The sequence below is a fragment of the Pseudomonas sp. NY5710 genome, assembly GCF_013305665.1.
Lineage (GTDB): Bacteria > Pseudomonadota > Gammaproteobacteria > Pseudomonadales > Pseudomonadaceae > Aquipseudomonas > Aquipseudomonas juntendi.
In genome coordinates, this window is the sequence record NZ_CP045554.1 from 2,850,649 (window position 1) to 2,868,499 (window position 17,851).

22 protein-coding genes and 1 pseudogene are annotated in these 17,851 nt (G+C 63.6%); 13 read left to right on the plus strand and 10 right to left on the minus strand.

What is annotated here, in order from left to right; genetic code table 11:
* Positions 1-75: 75 nt before the first annotated feature.
* The 5 genes from GEV39_RS12790 (at position 76) to GEV39_RS12810 (ending at position 3,879) form a co-directional block, all read left to right on the plus strand.
* Positions 76-1,122, plus strand: coding sequence for a catalase family peroxidase (locus GEV39_RS12790; RefSeq protein ID WP_173889452.1), 1,047 nt, complete (start codon positions 76-78; stop codon positions 1,120-1,122).
* Positions 1,119-1,652 carry a cytochrome b gene (locus tag GEV39_RS12795; RefSeq protein ID WP_009685430.1) on the plus strand — a complete coding sequence of 178 codons (534 nt, stop codon included), beginning with the start codon at positions 1,119-1,121 and terminating at the stop codon, positions 1,650-1,652. The genes GEV39_RS12790 and GEV39_RS12795 overlap by 4 nt, the downstream gene beginning before the upstream one ends.
* Before the next feature lie 72 nt (positions 1,653-1,724).
* Positions 1,725-2,930, plus strand: a complete 1,206-nt coding sequence (locus GEV39_RS12800) for an MFS transporter (protein WP_173889454.1) — start codon at positions 1,725-1,727, stop codon at positions 2,928-2,930.
* A gap of 81 nt (positions 2,931-3,011) precedes the next feature.
* Positions 3,012-3,557 carry a cupin domain-containing protein gene (locus GEV39_RS12805; protein WP_003248033.1) on the plus strand — a complete coding sequence of 182 codons (546 nt, stop codon included), beginning with the start codon at positions 3,012-3,014 and terminating at the stop codon, positions 3,555-3,557.
* 4 nt (positions 3,558-3,561) lie between these two features.
* Positions 3,562-3,879, plus strand: a complete 318-nt coding sequence (locus GEV39_RS12810) for a DUF7693 family protein (protein ID WP_173889456.1) — start codon at positions 3,562-3,564, stop codon at positions 3,877-3,879.
* On the opposite strand, the gene GEV39_RS12815 is transcribed toward GEV39_RS12810, so the two are convergent.
* The gene (locus GEV39_RS12815; RefSeq protein WP_173889458.1) at positions 3,816-4,430 is read right to left on the minus strand and encodes a 2-hydroxychromene-2-carboxylate isomerase; all 615 of its coding nucleotides are present in this window, start codon (positions 4,428-4,430) and stop codon (positions 3,816-3,818) included. The two genes, GEV39_RS12810 and GEV39_RS12815, sit on opposite strands and share 64 nt — an antisense overlap.
* A gap of 26 nt (positions 4,431-4,456) precedes the next feature.
* Positions 4,457-5,188 (minus strand): SDR family NAD(P)-dependent oxidoreductase, encoded by a 732-nt coding sequence (locus GEV39_RS12820; protein ID WP_173889460.1) that lies wholly within the window; start codon positions 5,186-5,188, stop codon positions 4,457-4,459.
* Between the two features lie 89 nt (positions 5,189-5,277).
* Between GEV39_RS12820 and GEV39_RS12825 the strand changes: the two genes are divergently transcribed.
* The gene (locus GEV39_RS12825; RefSeq protein WP_173889462.1) at positions 5,278-5,838 is read left to right on the plus strand and encodes a TetR/AcrR family transcriptional regulator; all 561 of its coding nucleotides are present in this window, start codon (positions 5,278-5,280) and stop codon (positions 5,836-5,838) included.
* Here GEV39_RS12825 and GEV39_RS12830 read toward each other — a convergent pair whose 3' ends face one another.
* Positions 5,839-6,873 carry a bile acid:sodium symporter family protein gene (locus GEV39_RS12830; protein ID WP_173889464.1) on the minus strand — a complete coding sequence of 345 codons (1,035 nt, stop codon included), beginning with the start codon at positions 6,871-6,873 and terminating at the stop codon, positions 5,839-5,841.
* A 119-nt stretch (positions 6,874-6,992) separates the two neighbouring features.
* Here GEV39_RS12830 and ampC point away from each other — a divergent pair, with 119 nt between their 5' ends.
* Positions 6,993-8,135, plus strand: coding sequence for a class C beta-lactamase (gene ampC / locus GEV39_RS12835; RefSeq protein WP_173889466.1), 1,143 nt, complete (start codon positions 6,993-6,995; stop codon positions 8,133-8,135).
* 300 nt (positions 8,136-8,435) lie between these two features.
* A complete protein-coding gene (locus GEV39_RS12840) occupies positions 8,436-8,768 on the plus strand; it encodes a hypothetical protein (protein ID WP_029884829.1) in 333 nt (110 codons plus the stop codon).
* 45 nt (positions 8,769-8,813) lie between these two features.
* On the opposite strand, the gene GEV39_RS12845 is transcribed toward GEV39_RS12840, so the two are convergent.
* The 5 genes from GEV39_RS12845 to GEV39_RS12865 all read right to left on the minus strand — a co-directional run bounded on the left by GEV39_RS12845 (position 8,814) and on the right by GEV39_RS12865 (position 11,764).
* Positions 8,814-9,125, minus strand: coding sequence for a hypothetical protein (locus tag GEV39_RS12845; protein WP_173889468.1), 312 nt, complete (start codon positions 9,123-9,125; stop codon positions 8,814-8,816).
* 129 nt (positions 9,126-9,254) lie between these two features.
* Entirely contained in the window at positions 9,255-9,443 is a 189-nt protein-coding gene (locus GEV39_RS12850) for a hypothetical protein (protein WP_003253897.1), read from the minus strand.
* Between the two features lie 138 nt (positions 9,444-9,581).
* The gene (locus tag GEV39_RS12855) at positions 9,582-9,902 is read right to left on the minus strand and encodes a YbjQ family protein (protein WP_173889470.1); all 321 of its coding nucleotides are present in this window, start codon (positions 9,900-9,902) and stop codon (positions 9,582-9,584) included.
* Positions 9,903-10,015: 113 nt separating this feature from the next.
* Positions 10,016-10,900: an EamA family transporter gene (locus GEV39_RS12860; protein WP_173889472.1), complete on the minus strand. Its 885-nt coding sequence runs from the start codon at positions 10,898-10,900 to the stop codon at positions 10,016-10,018.
* 252 nt (positions 10,901-11,152) lie between these two features.
* Complete coding sequence (locus GEV39_RS12865; protein ID WP_173889474.1) at positions 11,153-11,764, minus strand: FMN-dependent NADH-azoreductase; 612 nt, start codon at positions 11,762-11,764, stop codon at positions 11,153-11,155.
* Positions 11,765-11,897: 133 nt separating this feature from the next.
* Here GEV39_RS12865 and GEV39_RS12870 point away from each other — a divergent pair, with 133 nt between their 5' ends.
* Together GEV39_RS12870 and GEV39_RS12875 are read left to right on the plus strand one after the other, a co-directional pair.
* The gene (locus tag GEV39_RS12870; RefSeq protein WP_009685443.1) at positions 11,898-12,800 is read left to right on the plus strand and encodes a LysR substrate-binding domain-containing protein; all 903 of its coding nucleotides are present in this window, start codon (positions 11,898-11,900) and stop codon (positions 12,798-12,800) included.
* Between the two features lie 8 nt (positions 12,801-12,808).
* Positions 12,809-13,153 (plus strand): MmcQ/YjbR family DNA-binding protein, encoded by a 345-nt coding sequence (locus GEV39_RS12875; RefSeq protein WP_173889476.1) that lies wholly within the window; start codon positions 12,809-12,811, stop codon positions 13,151-13,153.
* A gap of 29 nt (positions 13,154-13,182) precedes the next feature.
* Here the strand turns inward: GEV39_RS12875 and GEV39_RS12880 are convergent, their stop codons facing one another.
* Both GEV39_RS12880 and GEV39_RS12885 read right to left on the minus strand, forming a co-directional pair.
* Positions 13,183-13,596 carry a DUF1294 domain-containing protein gene (locus GEV39_RS12880; RefSeq protein WP_173889478.1) on the minus strand — a complete coding sequence of 138 codons (414 nt, stop codon included), beginning with the start codon at positions 13,594-13,596 and terminating at the stop codon, positions 13,183-13,185.
* Positions 13,589-14,419: an undecaprenyl-diphosphate phosphatase gene (locus tag GEV39_RS12885; protein ID WP_173889480.1), complete on the minus strand. Its 831-nt coding sequence runs from the start codon at positions 14,417-14,419 to the stop codon at positions 13,589-13,591. Before GEV39_RS12885 ends, GEV39_RS12880 begins: the two co-directional genes overlap by 8 nt.
* Positions 14,420-14,717: 298 nt before the next feature.
* On the opposite strand from GEV39_RS12885, the pseudogene mcpP reads away from it, so the two are divergent.
* The 3 genes and pseudogenes from mcpP (at position 14,718) to GEV39_RS12900 (ending at position 17,567) form a co-directional block, all read left to right on the plus strand.
* Positions 14,718-16,351 (plus strand): annotated as a pseudogene (mcpP, locus tag GEV39_RS12890) (methyl-accepting chemotaxis protein McpP).
* A gap of 83 nt (positions 16,352-16,434) precedes the next feature.
* Positions 16,435-17,001 carry a nicotinamide riboside transporter PnuC gene (pnuC, locus tag GEV39_RS12895; RefSeq protein WP_173889481.1) on the plus strand — a complete coding sequence of 189 codons (567 nt, stop codon included), beginning with the start codon at positions 16,435-16,437 and terminating at the stop codon, positions 16,999-17,001.
* Positions 16,998-17,567, plus strand: a complete 570-nt coding sequence (locus GEV39_RS12900) for an AAA family ATPase (protein WP_173891702.1) — start codon at positions 16,998-17,000, stop codon at positions 17,565-17,567. The genes pnuC and GEV39_RS12900 overlap by 4 nt, the downstream gene beginning before the upstream one ends.
* The last annotated feature ends 284 nt before the right edge of the window (positions 17,568-17,851 follow it).

The window sequence follows — 17,851 nt, forward strand, 5'->3', positions numbered from 1 at the left end:
ATTTTATTCCCCCCGAGGGAATAAATAGCGCGCTACCCCGTCGTACTGGCACCTTCACTGAACCGGACGCACACCATGAACTCACCTTTGCACGGCCCGGCCAAGGCCTTGCGCCTGGCCGCCATCGGCGCCGTGATGCTGGCAGCAGGTGCCGGCTTCGCGTATGCCGCAGGCTGGCTGGGCCAACCGCAGTTGACCCCGCAACGCATCATCGACACCTTCGAGGCCCAGGCCGGGCACTACCCCGGCTACCGCAAGAACCACGCCAAGGGGCTGTGCGTCAGCGGTTACTTCCAGCCCAGCGGCCAGGCGGCCAGCCTGTCCACGGCGCGCGCATTCAGCCAGCCGCGGGTGCCGGTCATCGGCCGTTTCGCCATCGGCGGGGCCAACCCGTTCGCCCCGGACACCGGCATACCAGTCCGCAGCCTGGCAATTGAGCTGAGCACCGATGACGGCCAGGTCTGGCGCACCGGCATGAACAACCCGCCGGTGCTTGCCGTCAGCAACCCCCAAGGGTTCTACGAGCAGGTGCTGGCCAGCGCACCGGTCAAGGCTACCGGCAAACCCGACCCGGCCAAGCTGCAGGCGTTCTTCGCCGCGCACCCGGAAAGCGCAGCGTTTCGGCAATGGGCGGCCAGTTACAAGCCCAGTGACAGCTTCGCCAACACGCAGTACCACAGCATCAATGCCTTCCGCCTGATCGACGCAGCCGGCGCGGCCCACCCGGTACGCTGGCAGCTGGAGCCACAGGCGCCGTTCGCCGCGTTGCCTGGGCAGGTCGACGACAAGTTGTTCCTCCAGCACGACTTGCAGCAGCGCCTGGCCCAAGGCCCGTTGCGCTGGACCCTGCGCCTGGTGCTGGCGGAACCGGGCGATGCGGTGGATGACCCGGCCCGCCCCTGGCCTGCGGAGCGGCGCAGCGTAGACGCCGGCACCCTGGTGCTGGAGCAGGTCGATGCACCTGAGCAAGGGGCCTGCCGCGACATCAACTTCGACCCACTGATCCTGCCGCAAGGTATCGAAGCCTCCAACGACCCGATCCTCGCCGCCCGTTCCGCCGCCTATTCGGAATCTTTCAACCGCCGCAGCCGTGAATCGCTCGGCACCGGAGCCCGCCCATGAAGCCCGAAGCCTTCCACCCCCTTGCCCGCGCGCTGCATTGGTTGATGGCCGTGCTGATCCTGGCCATGCTGTTCATCGGCGTGACCATGGTTGCCGACCTGTCGTTGCGCCACCCTGTACTGATAAGCCTGCACAAGGCCACCGGCCTGGCGTTGCTGGTGCTGGTCGTGCTGCGTATCGGCGTGCGCCTGGCCGTACCCCACCCGCCACTGCCTGCAGACCTGCCAACCGTGCAGCGCTGGGCTGCCGGCGCGTCGCACCTGGCACTTTATGGCCTGATGCTGGCGATGCCGCTGCTGGGCTGGGCCATGCTGTCTGCCGGCGACTACCCGCGCCCGCTCGGCCTGCCCGCGATCGCGCCGCACAACCTGCAGCTGTATGCCGTGCTGCGCCAGGCCCATGGTTGGGCGGGCTACTTGCTGTTCGCCACCGTATTGGTCCATGTAGGCGCGGCGCTGATGCATGCCTGGGTGCGCCGCGACGGCGTGTTGCGTAGCATGTGGCCTGGCCCCCTGCGCCGCAATCAATGATCTGAGGCAGCCCAGGGCGGTCGACCTCCATCAATGACCGGCTGTCACCGGCCCTACTGCCCTGGAAACCCCATGACCCTCGCAAAGGATCCTGCAACGCTCAGCCTAGCCAGCACCCTTGATCTACGCCCGCTGCTGCTGGCCAACATGGCCTGTACGATGTCGATGATGGCCTTCGTCGCCTTGATCGGCCCGATCGCCCGCCAGTTGGGCATGGCCACCTGGCAAGCCGGCGCCGCCATTACCGTGGCCGGCGTGGTCTGGGTGTTGCTGGCCCGCCCGTGGGGCCGCGCAGCTGACCGCCTTGGCCGTCGGCGCGTACTGCTGCTGGGTAGCGCGGGTTTCACCTTGGCCTACTGGCTGTTGTGCCTGTTTGTCGAAGGTGCACTGCGCTGGATGCCAGGTGCAACAATGGCCTTCATCGGCCTGATGGTCGCACGCGCTTGCATCGGTGCCTTCTATGCCGCCATTCCGGTCGGCTGCAACGCCCTGATCGCCGACCATGTCGGGCCGCAGCAGCGGGCACGGGCCATGGCTTCGCTGGGGGCGGCCAACGCCGTGGGCCTGGTGGTCGGCCCAGCCCTGGCAGCGCTGTTGGCGCGGCATAGCCTGAGCCTGCCGTTTCTGGTCATGTCGCTGCTCCCTGCCAGCGCCTTCGTTGTGCTGCTATTGGCCCTGAAGCCACAGGCGCTTGCACACAGCCAGCCGCCCACCCCGGTCAGGCTCAACGACCCCCGCCTGCGCCGGCCGTTGCTGGTGGCATTCAGCGCCATGCTGAGTGTGACCGTGTCGCAGATCACCGTCGGCTTCTTCGCCCTTGACCGCCTGCAGCTGGGGCCAGCCCAGGCCGCCCAGGCTGCCGGCATTGCCCTCACCACCGTGGGTGTGGCGCTGATGCTGGCCCAGGTCATGCTGCGCCAGCTGCAGTGGCCACCGCTGAAGATGATCCGGGTCGGTGCCACGGTTTCGGCGCTGGGCTTTGCCAGCGGCGCGCTGGCGACCACGGCCCCATGGCTATGGGCCTGCTACTTTGTGGCGGCGGCGGGCATGGGTTTTGTATTCCCGGCATTTTCGGCCCTGGCCGCCAATGCCATGCAGGCCAGCGAGCAAGGCGCCACGGCCGGCTCCATAGGTGCAGCCCAGGGCATGGGGGCGGTCATCGGGCCACTGGCCGGGACCTTGGTCTATGCCGTGGACCCGCGCTTGCCCTTCCTGGCCGTGGCAACGCTGTTGTTGCTGGTCGGGCTGTGGCCAATCCCGCGTGAACAAAGGCGTTGAGAAGCACAGCGCGCAACGCGGCAGAGTATGTTTTAATGCGCATCGCTCGTTATTTTAAACACCTCTGATTACAAGGCGGCTATGGACACGGGGACGCGACTCAAACTGGTGCGGGAACGCAACAACCTCTCCCAACGGGAATTGGCCCGCCGTAGCGGGCTGACCAACTCGACGATCTCGCAGATCGAACAGAACCGCGTGAGCCCTTCGGTCAGTTCCTTGAAAAAGCTCCTTGAAGGCATTCCCATGAGCCTGGCGGAGTTTTTCAGCTTCGACGAGCCGGTACGTGAAGAGCGCTATGTGTTCCGCGGCGGCGAGCAGCCAGACCTTGGCCGGAACGGCTTGCGCATGCTGTTGGTCGGTGCCAGTGTCGAAGGCCGGCAGATGCGCATGCTGCGTGAGCTGTACGCGCCTGGCGCAGACTCGGGCGAACCGATCGTGCATGCCGAAGGCGAAGAATGCGGGCTGGTCACGCGGGGGACTGTGGAGCTGTGGGTCGACGGCCAGGTCAGCGTGCTCAACTCGGGTGATGGCTACTACATCCCCACCACGCTGCCGCACAGCTTCAAGAACATCGGCCCGGACGAGGCCGAGATCATCAGCGCCAATACCCCGGCGAACTTCTGACGGCATGAACAGCCGGGTGGTCTATCAACGCCTGCGTGACGCAGCGCTCGGTGTCCATACCCTGTCGATAGCCCAGCGCCATGACCACGCTCTGGTGGACGTGATCATCGACGGCTGGCAACTGACCCTCGCGCTGGACAGCGAGGTCCTTGCCCAGTGCATCCACTGCACGGCCCCGTGCGGGGCGCAGGCCGGGCTTGATGCCTGGCAACGGTATGGCAGCAACCCCTGCGATCTGCTCAGCCAGTGGGAACGCACTCAGCTGGAAGGGCTGCTCGCCCCCTGCTGCAGCGCTGCCTCGACGAAGTCCAGGCGGTCCTGACCGAAGAACATGTCTTCGCCGACAAAGCACGTCGGCGCACCAAATACCCCCCGCTGCACCGCTACCTCGGTCGCCTGCCGCAGTGCTGCCTTGATTTGGTCATCTGCTGCCAGTGCGTGAAACGCGTGTGGGTCAAAACCGCCTTCAGCCAGGGTGGCGTCCAGTACCGCCACATCGCTCAGGTTGCACTGCTGGACAAACAAACCCTTGAACAACACCGCCAGCAGCCCCTCGAAACGCTCCGGCGAACGCAACTGCGTACCCATGACGCCTCGCATCAGGTGCAGCGTATTGACCGGAAAAGCCGGCGGCAGCCCAAACGGCACCCCGTAGCGGGCGGCAAAGCGCGCCAGGTCGGCGAACATGTAGCGCCCTTTGGCGGGGATCATCGCTGGCGAGGCGTTGCCCGTGGCCTGGAAGACCCCGCCCAGGAGCATTGGCCGGTAGTGCAGCGTTGCGCCGTGGCGGGCGCATAGCGCCGGCAGCTGGGTCCAGGCCAGGTAACTGGCTGGGCTACCCAGATCAAAGTAGAAATCGACGTGCTTGTGCATGGTCATGTCCTTGCAGGGAAAAGGGTTTACCAGCTTTCCATCCAGGGCCGCAGGTCCAGCTCGAAGGTCCAGGCGTCGCGGGGCTGGGCGTGCAGGAACCAATAGCTGTCGGCGATGTGTGCAGGGTTGAGGATGCCACCCTCATCCTTGAGGGCGTAGCGCTCGGGGAAGCTGTCGCGAATGAAGGCAGTGTCGATGGCCCCGTCCACCACCACATGGGCGACATGAATATTGCGCGGCCCCAACTCGCGGGCCATGCTCTGGGCCAATGCGCGCAAGCCATGCTTGGCGCCGGCGAAGGCGGCAAAACCGGCCGCGCCACGGGTTGCGGCGGTGGCGCCAGTGAACAGCAGCGTGCCGCGCTCGCGCCGGACCATGCGCCGGGCTACCGCCTGGGCAGTCAGAAAGCCCGCGAAGCAAGCCATTTCCCAGATCTTGAAATACTTGCGTGGGGTTTCGTCCAGAATGCTGCATGACACATTGGCACCGATGTTGAACACAAAGGCTTCGATCGGGCCGATATCGCGCTCGATGGTTTCGACCAGTTCCGCCACGTCGTCTTCCTTGCGCGCATCGGAGCCGAACCCGTAGGCCTGGCCACCGGCAGCGCGTATTTCTTCCAGCAACGGCTGCAGCTTGCCAGCCTGGCGCCGGGTGACACAGGCGATATAGCCTTCGCGGGCGAAACGCTTGGCAATCTCGCCGCCGGTGGCGTCCCCTGCACCAATCACCAGCACGACCTTCGGTTGTTCTGACATGCTTGCACCTATTGGTAAATGATCGTTTAGTAAACGAACGCTATGCTATGATGCCGACTTTCGTCAAGCCGTCTTGCAGAGGCACGCCCATGCGCTACTCAAACGAACACAAGCAGCAGACCCGTGAACGGTTGCTCGCCAGCAGCGGTGCGCTGGCCAAGCGTGGAGGCTTTGCCAGCACGGGCGTCGCCGGCTTGATGAAAGCCATTGGCCTGACCGGGGGGGCGTTCTACAACCATTTCCCGTCCAAGGATGACCTGTTCACCGAGGTGGTCCGGCAGGAACTCTGCAACAGCCCACTCGCCCGGCTGGCCAACCAAGGTGCCAGCCGCGAGCGCCTGGCCCGCTGCCTGCAGCAATACCTTAGCCTGGCGCACCTGCACAACGCCGAGCAGGGTTGCCCATTGCCACCGCTAGGGGTGGAGATAGCCCGCGCTGACGCGCCTGTGCGGGAAGTGGCCGAGCATTGGTTACTGCAGCTGCACCAGGCCTGGAGCGCCACCCTGGAGGATGAGCAGTTGGCCTGGGTATTGATCAGCCAGTGCGTGGGTGCACTGCTGGTTGGCCGCATGCTGGTCAGCGAAAGCGTGCAAGGCCAGGTGCTTGGCGCCAGTCGCGCGTTTGTCGAACGCGCGCTGGAGGGCGACTGATCACGGGTTGGCGGGGGGTTGGCGGGTGCCCGCCGCAGCACGTTCAGCGCCTGCCAGAGCCTCTGGCAAACCCTCCTCACGGCTGGCATAACGCTGCGCCAGCACTGCGCACACCATCAACTGGATCTGGTGGAACAGCATCAGCGGCAGGATCATCGCGCCAATGCCACTGCCCACGAACAGCACCTGCGCCATGGGCACGCCCGTGGCGAGGCTTTTCTTCGAGCCGGCGAACAGGATGGTGATACGGTCCTCGAGGTCGAAGCCCAGCGTTTTGCCCAACAAACGGGTAGCGAACAACACCACCGTCAGCAGAATGCCGCATACCGCGAACAACCCGGCCAGGTGCTGTGGCGAAACCGTGTGCCACAGACCGGTCACCACTGCCTCGCTGAAGGCGGTATACACCACCAGCAGAATCGAACCCTGGTCGACCACCTTCAACCAGCGGGCATTGCGCTTGACCCAAGCGCCAATCCAGCGCCGCGCGATCTGCCCGGCCACGAAGGGCACCAGCAGTTGCAAGGTGATCTTGAGTACCGCATCCAGGCCGGAGCCAGTATCGCCACTGGCGCCCAGCAACATCATCACCAGCAATGGGGTGAGGAAGATACCCAGCAGGCTGGACGCCGCCGCACTGCAGATGGTCGCCGGCACGTTGCCGCGGGCCAGCGAAGTGAAGGCAATGGCCGACTGCACGGTTGCGGGCAAGGCGCACAGGTACAGCACACCCAGGTACAGCTCAGTGCCTACAAGTGGCACGAACAGCGGCTTGAACGCCAACCCCAGCAGCGGGAACAGCACGAACGTGCAGGAGAACACCAGCAGGTGCAGGCGCCAATGCCCGGCGCCAGCGATGATCGCCTCACGCGACAGCTTGGCACCGTGCAGGAAGAACAGCAGGCCGATGGCAAGGTTGGTCAGCCAGCCGAAGTACACCGCCCCGTCGCCTGAACAAGGCAATACAGTGGCAATGCATACCACCCCGAGCAAGGCCAGGGTGAAATTGTCGAACAGCATGCGCAAATACTTCATCACGGCTCCCGTCTTGTCATTGTGCAAGGGCAGACGATAAGGTTTCCGGCTTTTCAGCGCTAACGCCGGAACCCCCTGGGGTATCGCTCAACGGACACCATGCACACAAGGAACCGCCCATGCCGCGCTTGCGCAATGCTTTGCTTGCCACCACCATCACGCTTGCCTTGGGCCCTACCACCGCCCAGGCTCACGGCCCGTTGCAGGCCAAGGTCGACCAGGTCGTCCGCCCGCTGATGCTGGAGCAGGGCATCAGCGGCATGGCCGTGGCCATTTATGCCCACGGCCGTGCGCACTATTTCAGTTACGGCGTGGCCAGCAAGGCCGACGACGTGCCGGTAAGCCGTGACACGCTGTTCGAGATCGGCTCGTTGAGCAAGACCTATACCGCCACCTTGGCCGCGCTGGCCAGCGCACAGGGCAAGCTGGACCTGTCGGCGCCGGCCAAGCGTTACCACCCGGCGTTGGCAGGCGCCCCTATGGGCGAGGCGGTCGTTCGCGATCTCGGCGCCTACAGCGCAGACTGCCTGCCGCTGCAGTTTCCGGATGACGTCCACACGCCGCAGCAGGTCGTAGATTTCTTCCGGCACTGGCAACCACGCGCCAAACCCGGCACCCAGCGCTGCTACTCCAACCCTAGCCTGGGCCTGTTCGGCGACCTGGCCGCCCGCGCACAACAGCATTCGTTTTCGACACTGATGAGCGAAGGGCTGTTGGTACCGATGGGCCTGCGCGCCACCTATCTGCAAGTGCCTGCCAGCGCCCAGGGCCTGTACGCACAAGGTTACGATGCCGCCGACAAGCCGGTACGCGTCAGCCCCGGCCCCTACGCCGACGAAGCCTACGGGATCAAGACCAGCGCCCGCGACCTGCTGCGCTATGTGCGCCTGCACCTGCAGCCGCAGGGCCTGCCACCGGCGCTGCAGCAAGCCTTGAGCATTACCCGCCAAGGCTACTTTCAGGTCGGCGCCATGACCCAGGGCCTGGGTTGGGAACGCTACCCCTACCCGGTCGCACTGGACACGCTGGTCGATGGCAACAGCCCAAGGCTGATCCGTGAACCGCAGCCAGTCACGCGCTTGCAGCCAGCCCTCCCAGCGCTGCCTGCGGCCTGGTACAACAAGACCGGCTCTACCAATGGCTTTGGTGCCTACGCTGCGTTCGTGCCCGCCGAACAGCTGGCGGTGGTGTTGCTGGCCAACCGCAATTACCCCAATGAGGCTCGGGTACGTGCTGCCGTTGCGATCCTTTCCGACCTGTAGAAACGCCGCGGATTGTCGAACAAATCGACACTATGTAGTGAGAAAAAATATTCACTACAAAATGGTTGACGCCGTTCATCGCCCTTGTGCATGATGAAGCTGTCTCCCTGATCGGGGGCGGTGGCAAGGGTATTCCAAACGGCCTGCGCGGTAACGCAGGCCGTTCGTGGAGCGGGAAACTGTCCAAAAGGCAGCGTGAGAAAGCCCCTGTTGCGATGCTGCTGTAGCAGCGTTGGTAGTGCGCTACACCGTGGTAGCGCCAACTGTGAAAATCACCTACGAATGGGTAATGGGGGCTTTATGATGAACTTGAACAACAATCCGACAATCGACCAATTGGCCCAGCTGTTCGCCGGCCGCAAAGACAGCCTGGACGACCACCTGCTGTGGGTCAGCCAAACCGGTGAAGTGCGTCTCGATCGCCTGCCACCGAATACCGTCGAAGCTGAATTTGAAGAGCACCTGCCCAGCATGCGTGCCCGCTTCAAGGTTTACCGTCGTGGCCAAGGCTACGTTGGCAAGAAGGCCGCCGCCGACACCGAGTTCGTTGGCCGTGTGCTGCAGACCCTGCAACAGGAGTGGCCCGCTGCCCGTGAGCAGCAGGCGGTCAAGGTGATCGAACCGCTCAATTGAGGTTGCCACCGTTAGCAGAGCCCGGCCTGAACAGGCCGGGCTTTTTCATGCCTGGCGCCGCTGGCGGCGGGCTGGCGGCAACGGCAATGCCCCTGTCGCCATGGCCCTGGCGCGGTCGACACCCCAAACCATGGCACGGGTCATGGTCTCGCCCGGCCGCGCGGGGTAGTACTCCTCCACCAACGCCCGCCCATCCCCGGCATACAACCCCAGGAACAATTGCGTTGCGCCCAGGCGCGACAAGCGCACCTGCACATCCAGTGTGGTGCCATCGCTGAGCGCTTCGTCGTGGCTGCGGCTGTGTAGGTGGGCGTCCGCCCATTGCCAATAAGTCTGTTCCCTGACGCGCATGAGCATCCAATCCTCCGTTGCTCGAATGTGGCGTCAGCAAAGCACAGTCTTGGCGGGCCGGCGAGTGTTACCCAATCATTTCATGAGGCGGGTCAACGAATGGCCAGAAAAAATCCGCCGTCGGAAAGCGCGGGGTTACTTCTTCAGCGGCACCCGGGGCATGAAGCGGCCCTTTTTGCTGCGCTGCAGATGGGCAGGCTGCAGCTGCTCGGAATCATCCAGGGTCATGTGGGCGAACCCCAGCCGGAATGCCGCCTGGCCGCAACGCACCTGGCTGTTGATCGGAAACGCATCGTTAAGATCTTCGAAAAAAGATTCGCTCATGCCCTGTCTCCCTTCAGCGGCAACGCGCCGGCAACCAGAAAAGCTGCCAAGTGACGCGGCCTGTAAAAATGAGACTAGCCGGTCATTTACAGACCAGTGCGGCAAAGCCGAGACAGCCGACCAGTGGCAAACCGGCCTTCACCGCAGCCGCACTGCGGTGCCGGTGACAAACACGACGACCATGCCGCCTTGTACCGAAGGCATGCTGATCTCGTAATCCACACCGACTACCGCATCGGCTTGCAACTGCTGGGCGCGCGCCTTGAGCTCTTCGGTGGCCTGCTCGCGGGCCTCGCGCAGTGCGCTTTCCAGGGTTTGTGAACGGCCCCCCAGTACGTCGCGAACCCGCGTGAAGAAATCCCGGACGAAATTGATGCCCTGTACCGATTCGGCGCTGACCACGCCCAGGTATTCGGCGATCGGGCGGCCTTCAAGTTGGCTGGTAGTGGAAATGATCATGCAAGCGCTCCGTTGGCCTGGTCTCGTACAATGAGGCCGATTCTAACAGAGCCTCACTTTGGCAATTGGGAATGGAGCCATACCACCCGGTCAACGCTTCAGCCACCCTCGCGTCAGGCGCTGGCCGCACGCAAGCGCCGGCCGATCCGCGCGCCGAATACGTTTACCAGCAGCCCGGCCATCACCAACAATGCGCCCCAGCCCTGAATTGCGGTCAGTCGTTCGCCCAGCAGCAATGCCGACGAACTCAAGCCGATCACCGGCACCAGCAGCGAAAAAGGCGCGACCTTACCGGCCGGGTGGCGCGACAACAGCTTGCTCCACAGGCTGTAGCCGATCATGGTGGCGACAAAAGCCAGGTACGCCAGCGCCAGCACCGAGCTGAGGCTGATGTTGGCAAGCGCATGGCCAATACGCTCTGGGCCTTCCAGCCACCAGGACAACGCCAGGAACGGCAACGGCGGGATCAACCCACCCCAGATCACCAGGGCCACCAGGTCGACCGAGCCAAAGCGCCGGGTAATGATGTTGCCAAGCCCCCACATGGCACCGCCGCACAATGTCAGCAGCAGCGCCACCATCGGCACGTGGCCACCGTCTTCGCTGCCGATCAGGGCCAGGCCACTGGCCGCCACCAGTAGTCCCAGCACACTGGCCAGGCGCAGCCGTTCACCGAGGAACAGCGCGGCGAAGCCGAGCGTAAAGAATGCCTGCGATTGCAGAATCAGCGAAGCCAGCCCTGGAGGCATGCCGCTGTACATGGCCTGGAAGAGAAAGGCGAACTGGCCCAGAGAGATGGTTGCGCCGTAGGCGATGAGCCAGCGCCAGGGCAATTTGGGTCGCCTGACCAGCAAGACCGCGGGAAACGCCACCAGCAAAAAGCGCAGTGCCCCCAACAGCATCGGTGGCAAGCCGTCGAGGCCAACCTTGATGACTACAAAGTTGACTCCCCAGGCAACAATCACCACCAGGGCGATGAGCAGGTCCTTGAGCGGCACGGCAGATTCCTTCTTCAGGCGTTCTAGACATATTTCGTTACAGCATAAGGCTATAACTCTGAAGAGGACCAGCACAGTTGTGGCCTAGGCTGGCGCAACAGTCTGACTGTTGCGTCAACCTGTAACGTTGATGCATAACGCAGAAAACCCGCGAACACTGCGTACTCACGGGTTTCCAGTGCCCTTGAGCAGGGCACGATCAGCAGCGCGGACTTGCCGGCACCTGAGCCTTGCAAGCCTTATCGCTGTGCATCAAGCCGCCGCAAACAGCTCACTGGCGATCTGCGCCTGTGCGGCGTCAAGCGCCTGTGTACGCTGCTCCGGGCCGTAGGCCAAGCCGTGAGCGCGCACGATTTCCAGGTCGGTGACACCAATGAAGCCCAGGAACACCTTCAGGAAGTCTTCATGCCCAGCACCCGTTGGCTGGCCAGCGTGCAGGCCACCCGCGGTCGAAACCAGCACGACCTTCTTGTTACCGCACAGCCCCTCAGGGCCCGCCTCGGTGTAGCGGAAGGTCTTGCCGGCCACCGCAACGCGGTCGATCCAGGCCTTGAGCTGGGTCGGCACGCTGAAGTTGTACATCGGCGCGCCTATCACCACGGCATCGGCGGCCAGGAATTCTTCCAGGGTCTGGGCGCTGAGCTTGGCCTCGAATGCCTGGGCGGCATCGCGTACGTCTTCCGGGGTACCAGCGGCTACCAGCGTGGCAGCAGAGAAGTGTGCAATGGCATCGGCAGCCAGGTCGCGGTACACCACTTCAACGCTGGGGTCTGCGGCTTTCCAGGCTTCGACCACCTCGCGGCTCAACTGGCGCGATGCGGAATTGTCACCCAGGATGCTCGAATCGATGTGCAACAGTTTCATGGGACTCTCCTGTGAATGAAGACCGCATCAGTAAGCGATCACGATGGAGAGAATCCTACCTGAGTGATTAATCACTGATAAGTTACATAAAATGCGCTAGTTTGTCTCATGAGTGGAACAATGAGAGCTGTTCATGCAAGACCTCAATGACCTTTTCTATTTTGCCCGCGTAGTGGAAGCCGGCGGTTTTGCGGCAGCGGGGCGCCAGCTGGGCATTCCCAAGTCACGCTTGTCCCGGCGCATTGCCGAACTCGAAGAGCGCCTGGGCACCCGCCTGCTGCAGCGCACTACCCGGCAGTTGAAACTCACCGCAGTCGGCGAGCGCTACCTGCATCACTGCCAGGCCATGCTGCTGGAGGCCGAAGCTGCCGATGAGACGGTGGCCAGCATGAGCAGCGAACCACGCGGGCGCTTGCGTGTGTCCTGCCCCGTGGCGCTGGCCCACGCGTTTCTGCCGCAGGTGATCAGCCGCTTTCTCGAACAGTACCCACTGGTGCAGTTGGACATGGTACTGCTCAACCGCCGGGTCGACCTGATTTCCGAAGGTATTGACGTTGCCCTGCGCGTGCGCGACCTGGGCGATGAAGACCCGGCCTTGGTCACCCGCCGCCTGCGCCAGGCGCAAATGCAGCTGGTTGCCGCCCCAGGCTTCGCCGACCACATTCGCGACCCTGCCGAACTGGCGACGTTGCCGGTACTGGGCGCCGCCGAGGCAGACCGGCTGGTGCACTTTCGGCTGCTCGGCCCCAACGGCAAGCAACAGGACCTGGCCCTGGAGCCGCGCCTGGCGATCGACGATTTCGTAGTACGTAATGCCGCTGTACGAGCTGGCCTGGGCTTTACTGCACTACCCAGCATGTTTTGCGAGGCGGAACTGGAACGCGGCGAGCTGGTACGCCTGCTGCCTGAGTGGTCGCTGCCAGGTGGCTACCTGCAGGCGGTTTACCCGCACCGGCGCGGCCTGTTACCGGCTGTACGGGTGTGGATCGACCATCTGGCGGCGTCGTTCGAGGCGTGTGGAGAACGATACGTATGAACGCGAACATGAGCGAAGCTGAAGTAGCGGCGTTCTGCCTGGACCTGCCGGGTGCCCAGGAAGACTACAAGTGGGGGGGTATCCGGGTGTTCTCGGTGGCCGGCAACAAGATGTTCGCGGTACTCGACCTGGCCGGCGCAGGGCTGTCGTTCAAGGTGGCCGACGATTTGTTTCTCGGCTATTGCGACCGCCCTGGGGTGCGACCTGCGCCTTACCTGGCACGGGCACGCTGGATCAGCATGGCGCCGCCCTACCCCATGGGCCGGGACGAACTGTGTGACTTACTGCAGCGCTCGCACCAGCTGGTGGTGCAACGGTTGCCGAAGCGGTTACAGGTGGGTTTACTGCTGTGAGACCGGCTGCCCCGCTTCGGTGCCACCCATCACCCTAAAGGCAGAAAGCGCCCGCCGAAAAACAGCCAGTCTGCCCAGAACACCTGGTGCAACAGTACGATTGCCCAGAACAGCAACTGGTAAGAAACCTTGCGGGTCTTATGCCGGAACAGCTGCTGCGCCAGCAACGCACCCGGCCAGCCACCCAGCAGCTCGCTGGCATGCAGCACTTTTTCGGGCGTGCGCCAGGCCTGCTGACGTGCCTGGTGTTTGTCCTGCCAGTACAGCATGACGCTGACCAGGCTCATCGCTGGGTACAGCGCCAATGGCCACCAGGCCTGGTCAAGCCAGGCCATGCGTGACGCGCCCAGCCCTGGCAGCACGCACAACACGGCCAGCACCAGCAGCTTCAGGCGCAGGTTGCGTACACCGTCCAGCGGCGCGGCACGACGCCCCTCAGCCATGCACCGAGGTCCAGTTGACCCAGCCGAACTGCCAGGTAGCCAGAATGAACAGGCCGAACACGATGCGATACCAGGCAAACGCGGCATAGCTGTGGTTGGCGATGAACTTGAGCAGCGCACGCACGGCGATCATGGCGAAAATGAACGAGGTGACGAAACCGATGGCGAACACCGGCAAGTCATCCGGCTGGAACAGGTGGCGGTACTTGTAGCCCGAATACACAGCCGCGCCGACCATGGTCGGCATGGCGAGAAAGAACGAGAACTCTGTGGCCGCTTTGCGCGACAGACCGAACAGCAGCCCGCCGATGATGGTCGAACCTGAACGCGATGTGCCGGGGATCATGGCCAAGCACTGCACGAAACCTATTTTCAGCGCATGGCTCCAACGCATGTCGTCGACATGGTCAACCTCTACCCGATGCGTGCGCCGCTCGGCCCACAACATGATCACCCCACCCACCACCAGCGCTGCCGCCACGGTGACCGGGTTGAACAGGTACTCGTGGATCAGGTCGGCGAACAGTACGCCCAGTACGACCGCAGGCAGGAATGCCAACAACAGGTTGCCGCTAAAGCGCCGTGCCTTGGGTTGGCTGCGCAAGCCCAAAACCACCTCGCAAATCCTGCTGCGAAACTCCCACATCACGGCCAGGATCGCCGCCAGCTGGATGATGATGTTGAAAGCCATGGCCCGTTCACCGCCAAAACCGATCACGTCGGCGACGATGATCTGGTGGCCGGTACTGGAAATCGGCAGGAACTCCGTCAGCCCCTCTACTACGCCCAAGATGATTGCCTGGAAGGCAGTCCAAAAATCCATCATTCCCCCGGTGGAGCGCTGCTCGCAGCAGGCCCCTTGTTCTTGATCTGTTGACGATTGCCGCACGCGGACCGGCTTTTTACAGCGACTGTTGGGACCAGCGCCAGTGGAAAAGTTCACGGCGGCTAAAGGTTTCATCTTGCGCGGCCGAAATCCTGTCAGAGCACCTTTGCAAATCCGTTACGCAACCGTCTGCAGACTGAGACAAGGATAGCACTTAGCCATTAGTCGAGTGGGGCATGGCTGCAAACCGTGCTTGGATGCAGATGAATAAAAAGAACAATGTGGGAGCGGCTGGATGAACACTTTGAGATCAATGTCGATCAGCCAACGCCTGTGGCTGATCCTGGTGGTGGCGGTGGCCATGCTGGTGGTGCTGGGGCTGCTGATGCTGCGCCAGATCCACGGCGACCTGTACCAGGCCAAAGCCGAAAAGACCCACCACGTGGTGGAAACCGCCGCTGGGGTACTGGCGTATTATCAGGGCCTGGAGGCAGCCGGCACGCTCAGCCGTGAAGCCGCCCAGCAGCAAGCGCTGCAAGTTGTCCGGGGCCTGCGCTACGACCACGACGATTATTTCTGGATCAACGACCTGGGGCCGAAGATGATCATGCATCCGACCAACCCCAAGCTCGACGGCCAGGACCTGTCTGCTATCCGCGACCCCGACGGCTTTGCCGTGTTCAATGAAATGGTCGCCCTGGCGCGCCAGCACGACGCGGGCCCGGTCAACTACCGCTGGCCCAAGCCCGGGGCGAGCGAACCGGTGGCCAAGACCTCCTACATCCAACTGTTCAAGCCGTGGGGTTGGATCATCGGGTCCGGCGTGTACGTCGATGACGTGCAGGCCGAATTCGCCCGCCAGTTGCGCGATGCCTCGCTGGTTGGCCTGGGCATTGCCCTGCTGATGGCGCTGGTGGTGATGCTGATCGCCCGCAGCATTGCCCGCCCCCTTCAGGAAGCGGTGCAGGCCATGGGCAATATCGCCAGTGGTGAAAGTGACCTGACCCGGCGCCTGGACACCCATGGTCGCGACGAAATCACCCGCCTTGGTGAACACTTCAACCGTTTCAATGGCAAGCTGCAGGCCGTGGTCGGCCAATTGCAAGGGGCCGCCCATGCGCTGGCCCAGTCGGCCGGGCACGTGGGTGACAACGCCGGTGCCGCCGAGCAGCGCAGTGCCCAGCAGTCGCTGCAGATGGACCAGGTGGCTACCGCCGTGAACGAAGTGACCTACGCCGTGCAGGACGTGGCCAAGACGGCCGAACAGGCTGCTGGGGAAATGCACAGCGCCCAACTGCAGGTCACCCAGGGCCAGCAAGCCATCCACGGCAGCCTGGCGCAGATCGACCGGCTGTCGCTGACCATCGAACAGGCTGTGCAGGTGATCCGCGACCTGGCCGAGCACAGCACGCGCATCGGCGGCGTGCTCGACGTGATCCGTTCGATTGCCGAGCAAACCAACCTGCTGGCGCTGAACGCGGCCATCGAGGCGGCCCGGGCTGGGGAGCAAGGCCGCGGCTTTGCCGTGGTCGCCGACGAGGTGCGCCTGCTGGCACAGCGCACCGCGCAGTCCACGGCCGAGATCCATACCATGATCGAGCACCTGCAAAGCCAGTCGGACGCCGCTGTGCGGGCAATCGACACCAGCAGCGAGGCCTCGCGCCAGACCGTCGAACAGGCCCGCGAGGCCGGCGCCAGCCTGGACGCCATCAATAAGGCGCTGAACAACCTCACCGCCTTGAATGCGTCCATTGCCAGTGCAACCCTGCAGCAGGCGCATGTGGTCGAAGAGATCAACCGCAACGTGCTGGACACTGCCGGGTTGTCCCAGCAAACCGCCGATGCGGCGCGCCAGTCCAGCGATGCCGGGTGGCCCTGGGCCAGTTGAGCGAAGAGCTGGAGCAGTTACTGCGCCAGTTCCGCGTGTAGTAAGGGCTGCCGGCGGGCGCGGCTACACCTTCGCCCGCCGACCAGCTACAATCGCGCCCCTTCCCCGCAGCCAAGGATCGCCGATGTCCGGCCTTGAACTCATCGCCGCCGTCCTCGGCGTCATCGCTGTCTGGCTCACGGTCAAGCAGAACGCCTGGTGCTGGCCGATCGGCCTGGTCATGGTGCTGATCTATGGCTGGCTGTTCTATGAGGTGAAGCTGTATTCGGGCATGTTGCTGCAACTGGCCTACGCCCTCCTGCAACTGTACGGCTGGTGGCAATGGCAACGCCCCGACCACACTGAAGACGCCCGCCAGGTCTCGCGCTTGCATGGCCCGGCGCTATTTGCCGGCCTGGCCGTCGGGGTGCTGCTCAGTGCCGCGCTGGGCGCGGCCATGGCCCATTGGACCGACGCCGCAATGCCCTGGCTGGACGCGACCCTGACCGGCTTCAGCCTGGTGGCACAACTGTGGATGGCGCAAAAGCGCCTGCAATGCTGGGCCCTCTGGGTAGTGGTCGACACCCTCTATGTCGGCCTGTACCTGCACCAGCAGCTGTACTTCACAGCAGGTTTGTTCGCGGTTTTGACCCTCATAGCCGTACGCGGCTGGCTGGAATGGCAACGCGACCCGGCATTGGTGCAGCCATGAGCGCGGTGCAGGCGACGAAAGTACTGGTGCTGTGCGGCCCCGAGTCCAGCGGCAAAAGCTGGCTCAGCGGGGTGATCCAGGCGCATTTTGGCGGTTTGGTGGTGGCCGAGTACGTGCGTCACTTCATCGAGCAGGAGCGCCGCGATACCTGCTATGCCGATATCCCCAGCATTGCCCGTGGCCAACTGGCGTGGGAAGACCAGGCCCGCGAGCAGGCGCCCCCCTTGCTGGTCCTCGACACCCACCTGCTCAGCAACATGCTCTGGAGCCAAACGCTGTTCGGCGACTGCCCGGCCTGGCTGGAACAGGCCCTGCTCGCCCGGCATTACGACCTGCATCTTTTGCTAAGCCCACACGGCGTGGAATGGGTCGCCGACGGCCAGCGCAGCCAGCCGGACGTGCGCGATCGGCAACGCTTTTTCGAAGACAGCCGGGCCTGGTTGCAGCAGCATGGGCAGGTGTACCAAATAATTGAAGGCAGTTGGCCACAGCGCCAGTTGTTGGCCCTGCAAGCGGTTGCTAGAGTCGTTGATAGCGATACGCCAGCCTGCCCCACCGAGTGTTAAGCCACTGACACAGGCCCCTGCGGCACAACCCCCGAAATCAGGCGGCTGCCCCCACTCGCGGGGTGAGTGTCAAGCGGGTGAAACACCGCTGCGAAATCCCCCTTCCGGCGACGCCACAGCAGGCCCGCCCGGCCATGCCGATGTGCAACTGTTTCACGGCTGACACACCACACCCCACGTGCGTCTTAGCTGTCATCGCCAAGCGCCTGATTTTCATACCAATTCAAAAAGCGGCACACCTTCTGCTCTGTCCTTCGCATCGCTGATCAGGCCCAGCGCTCAAA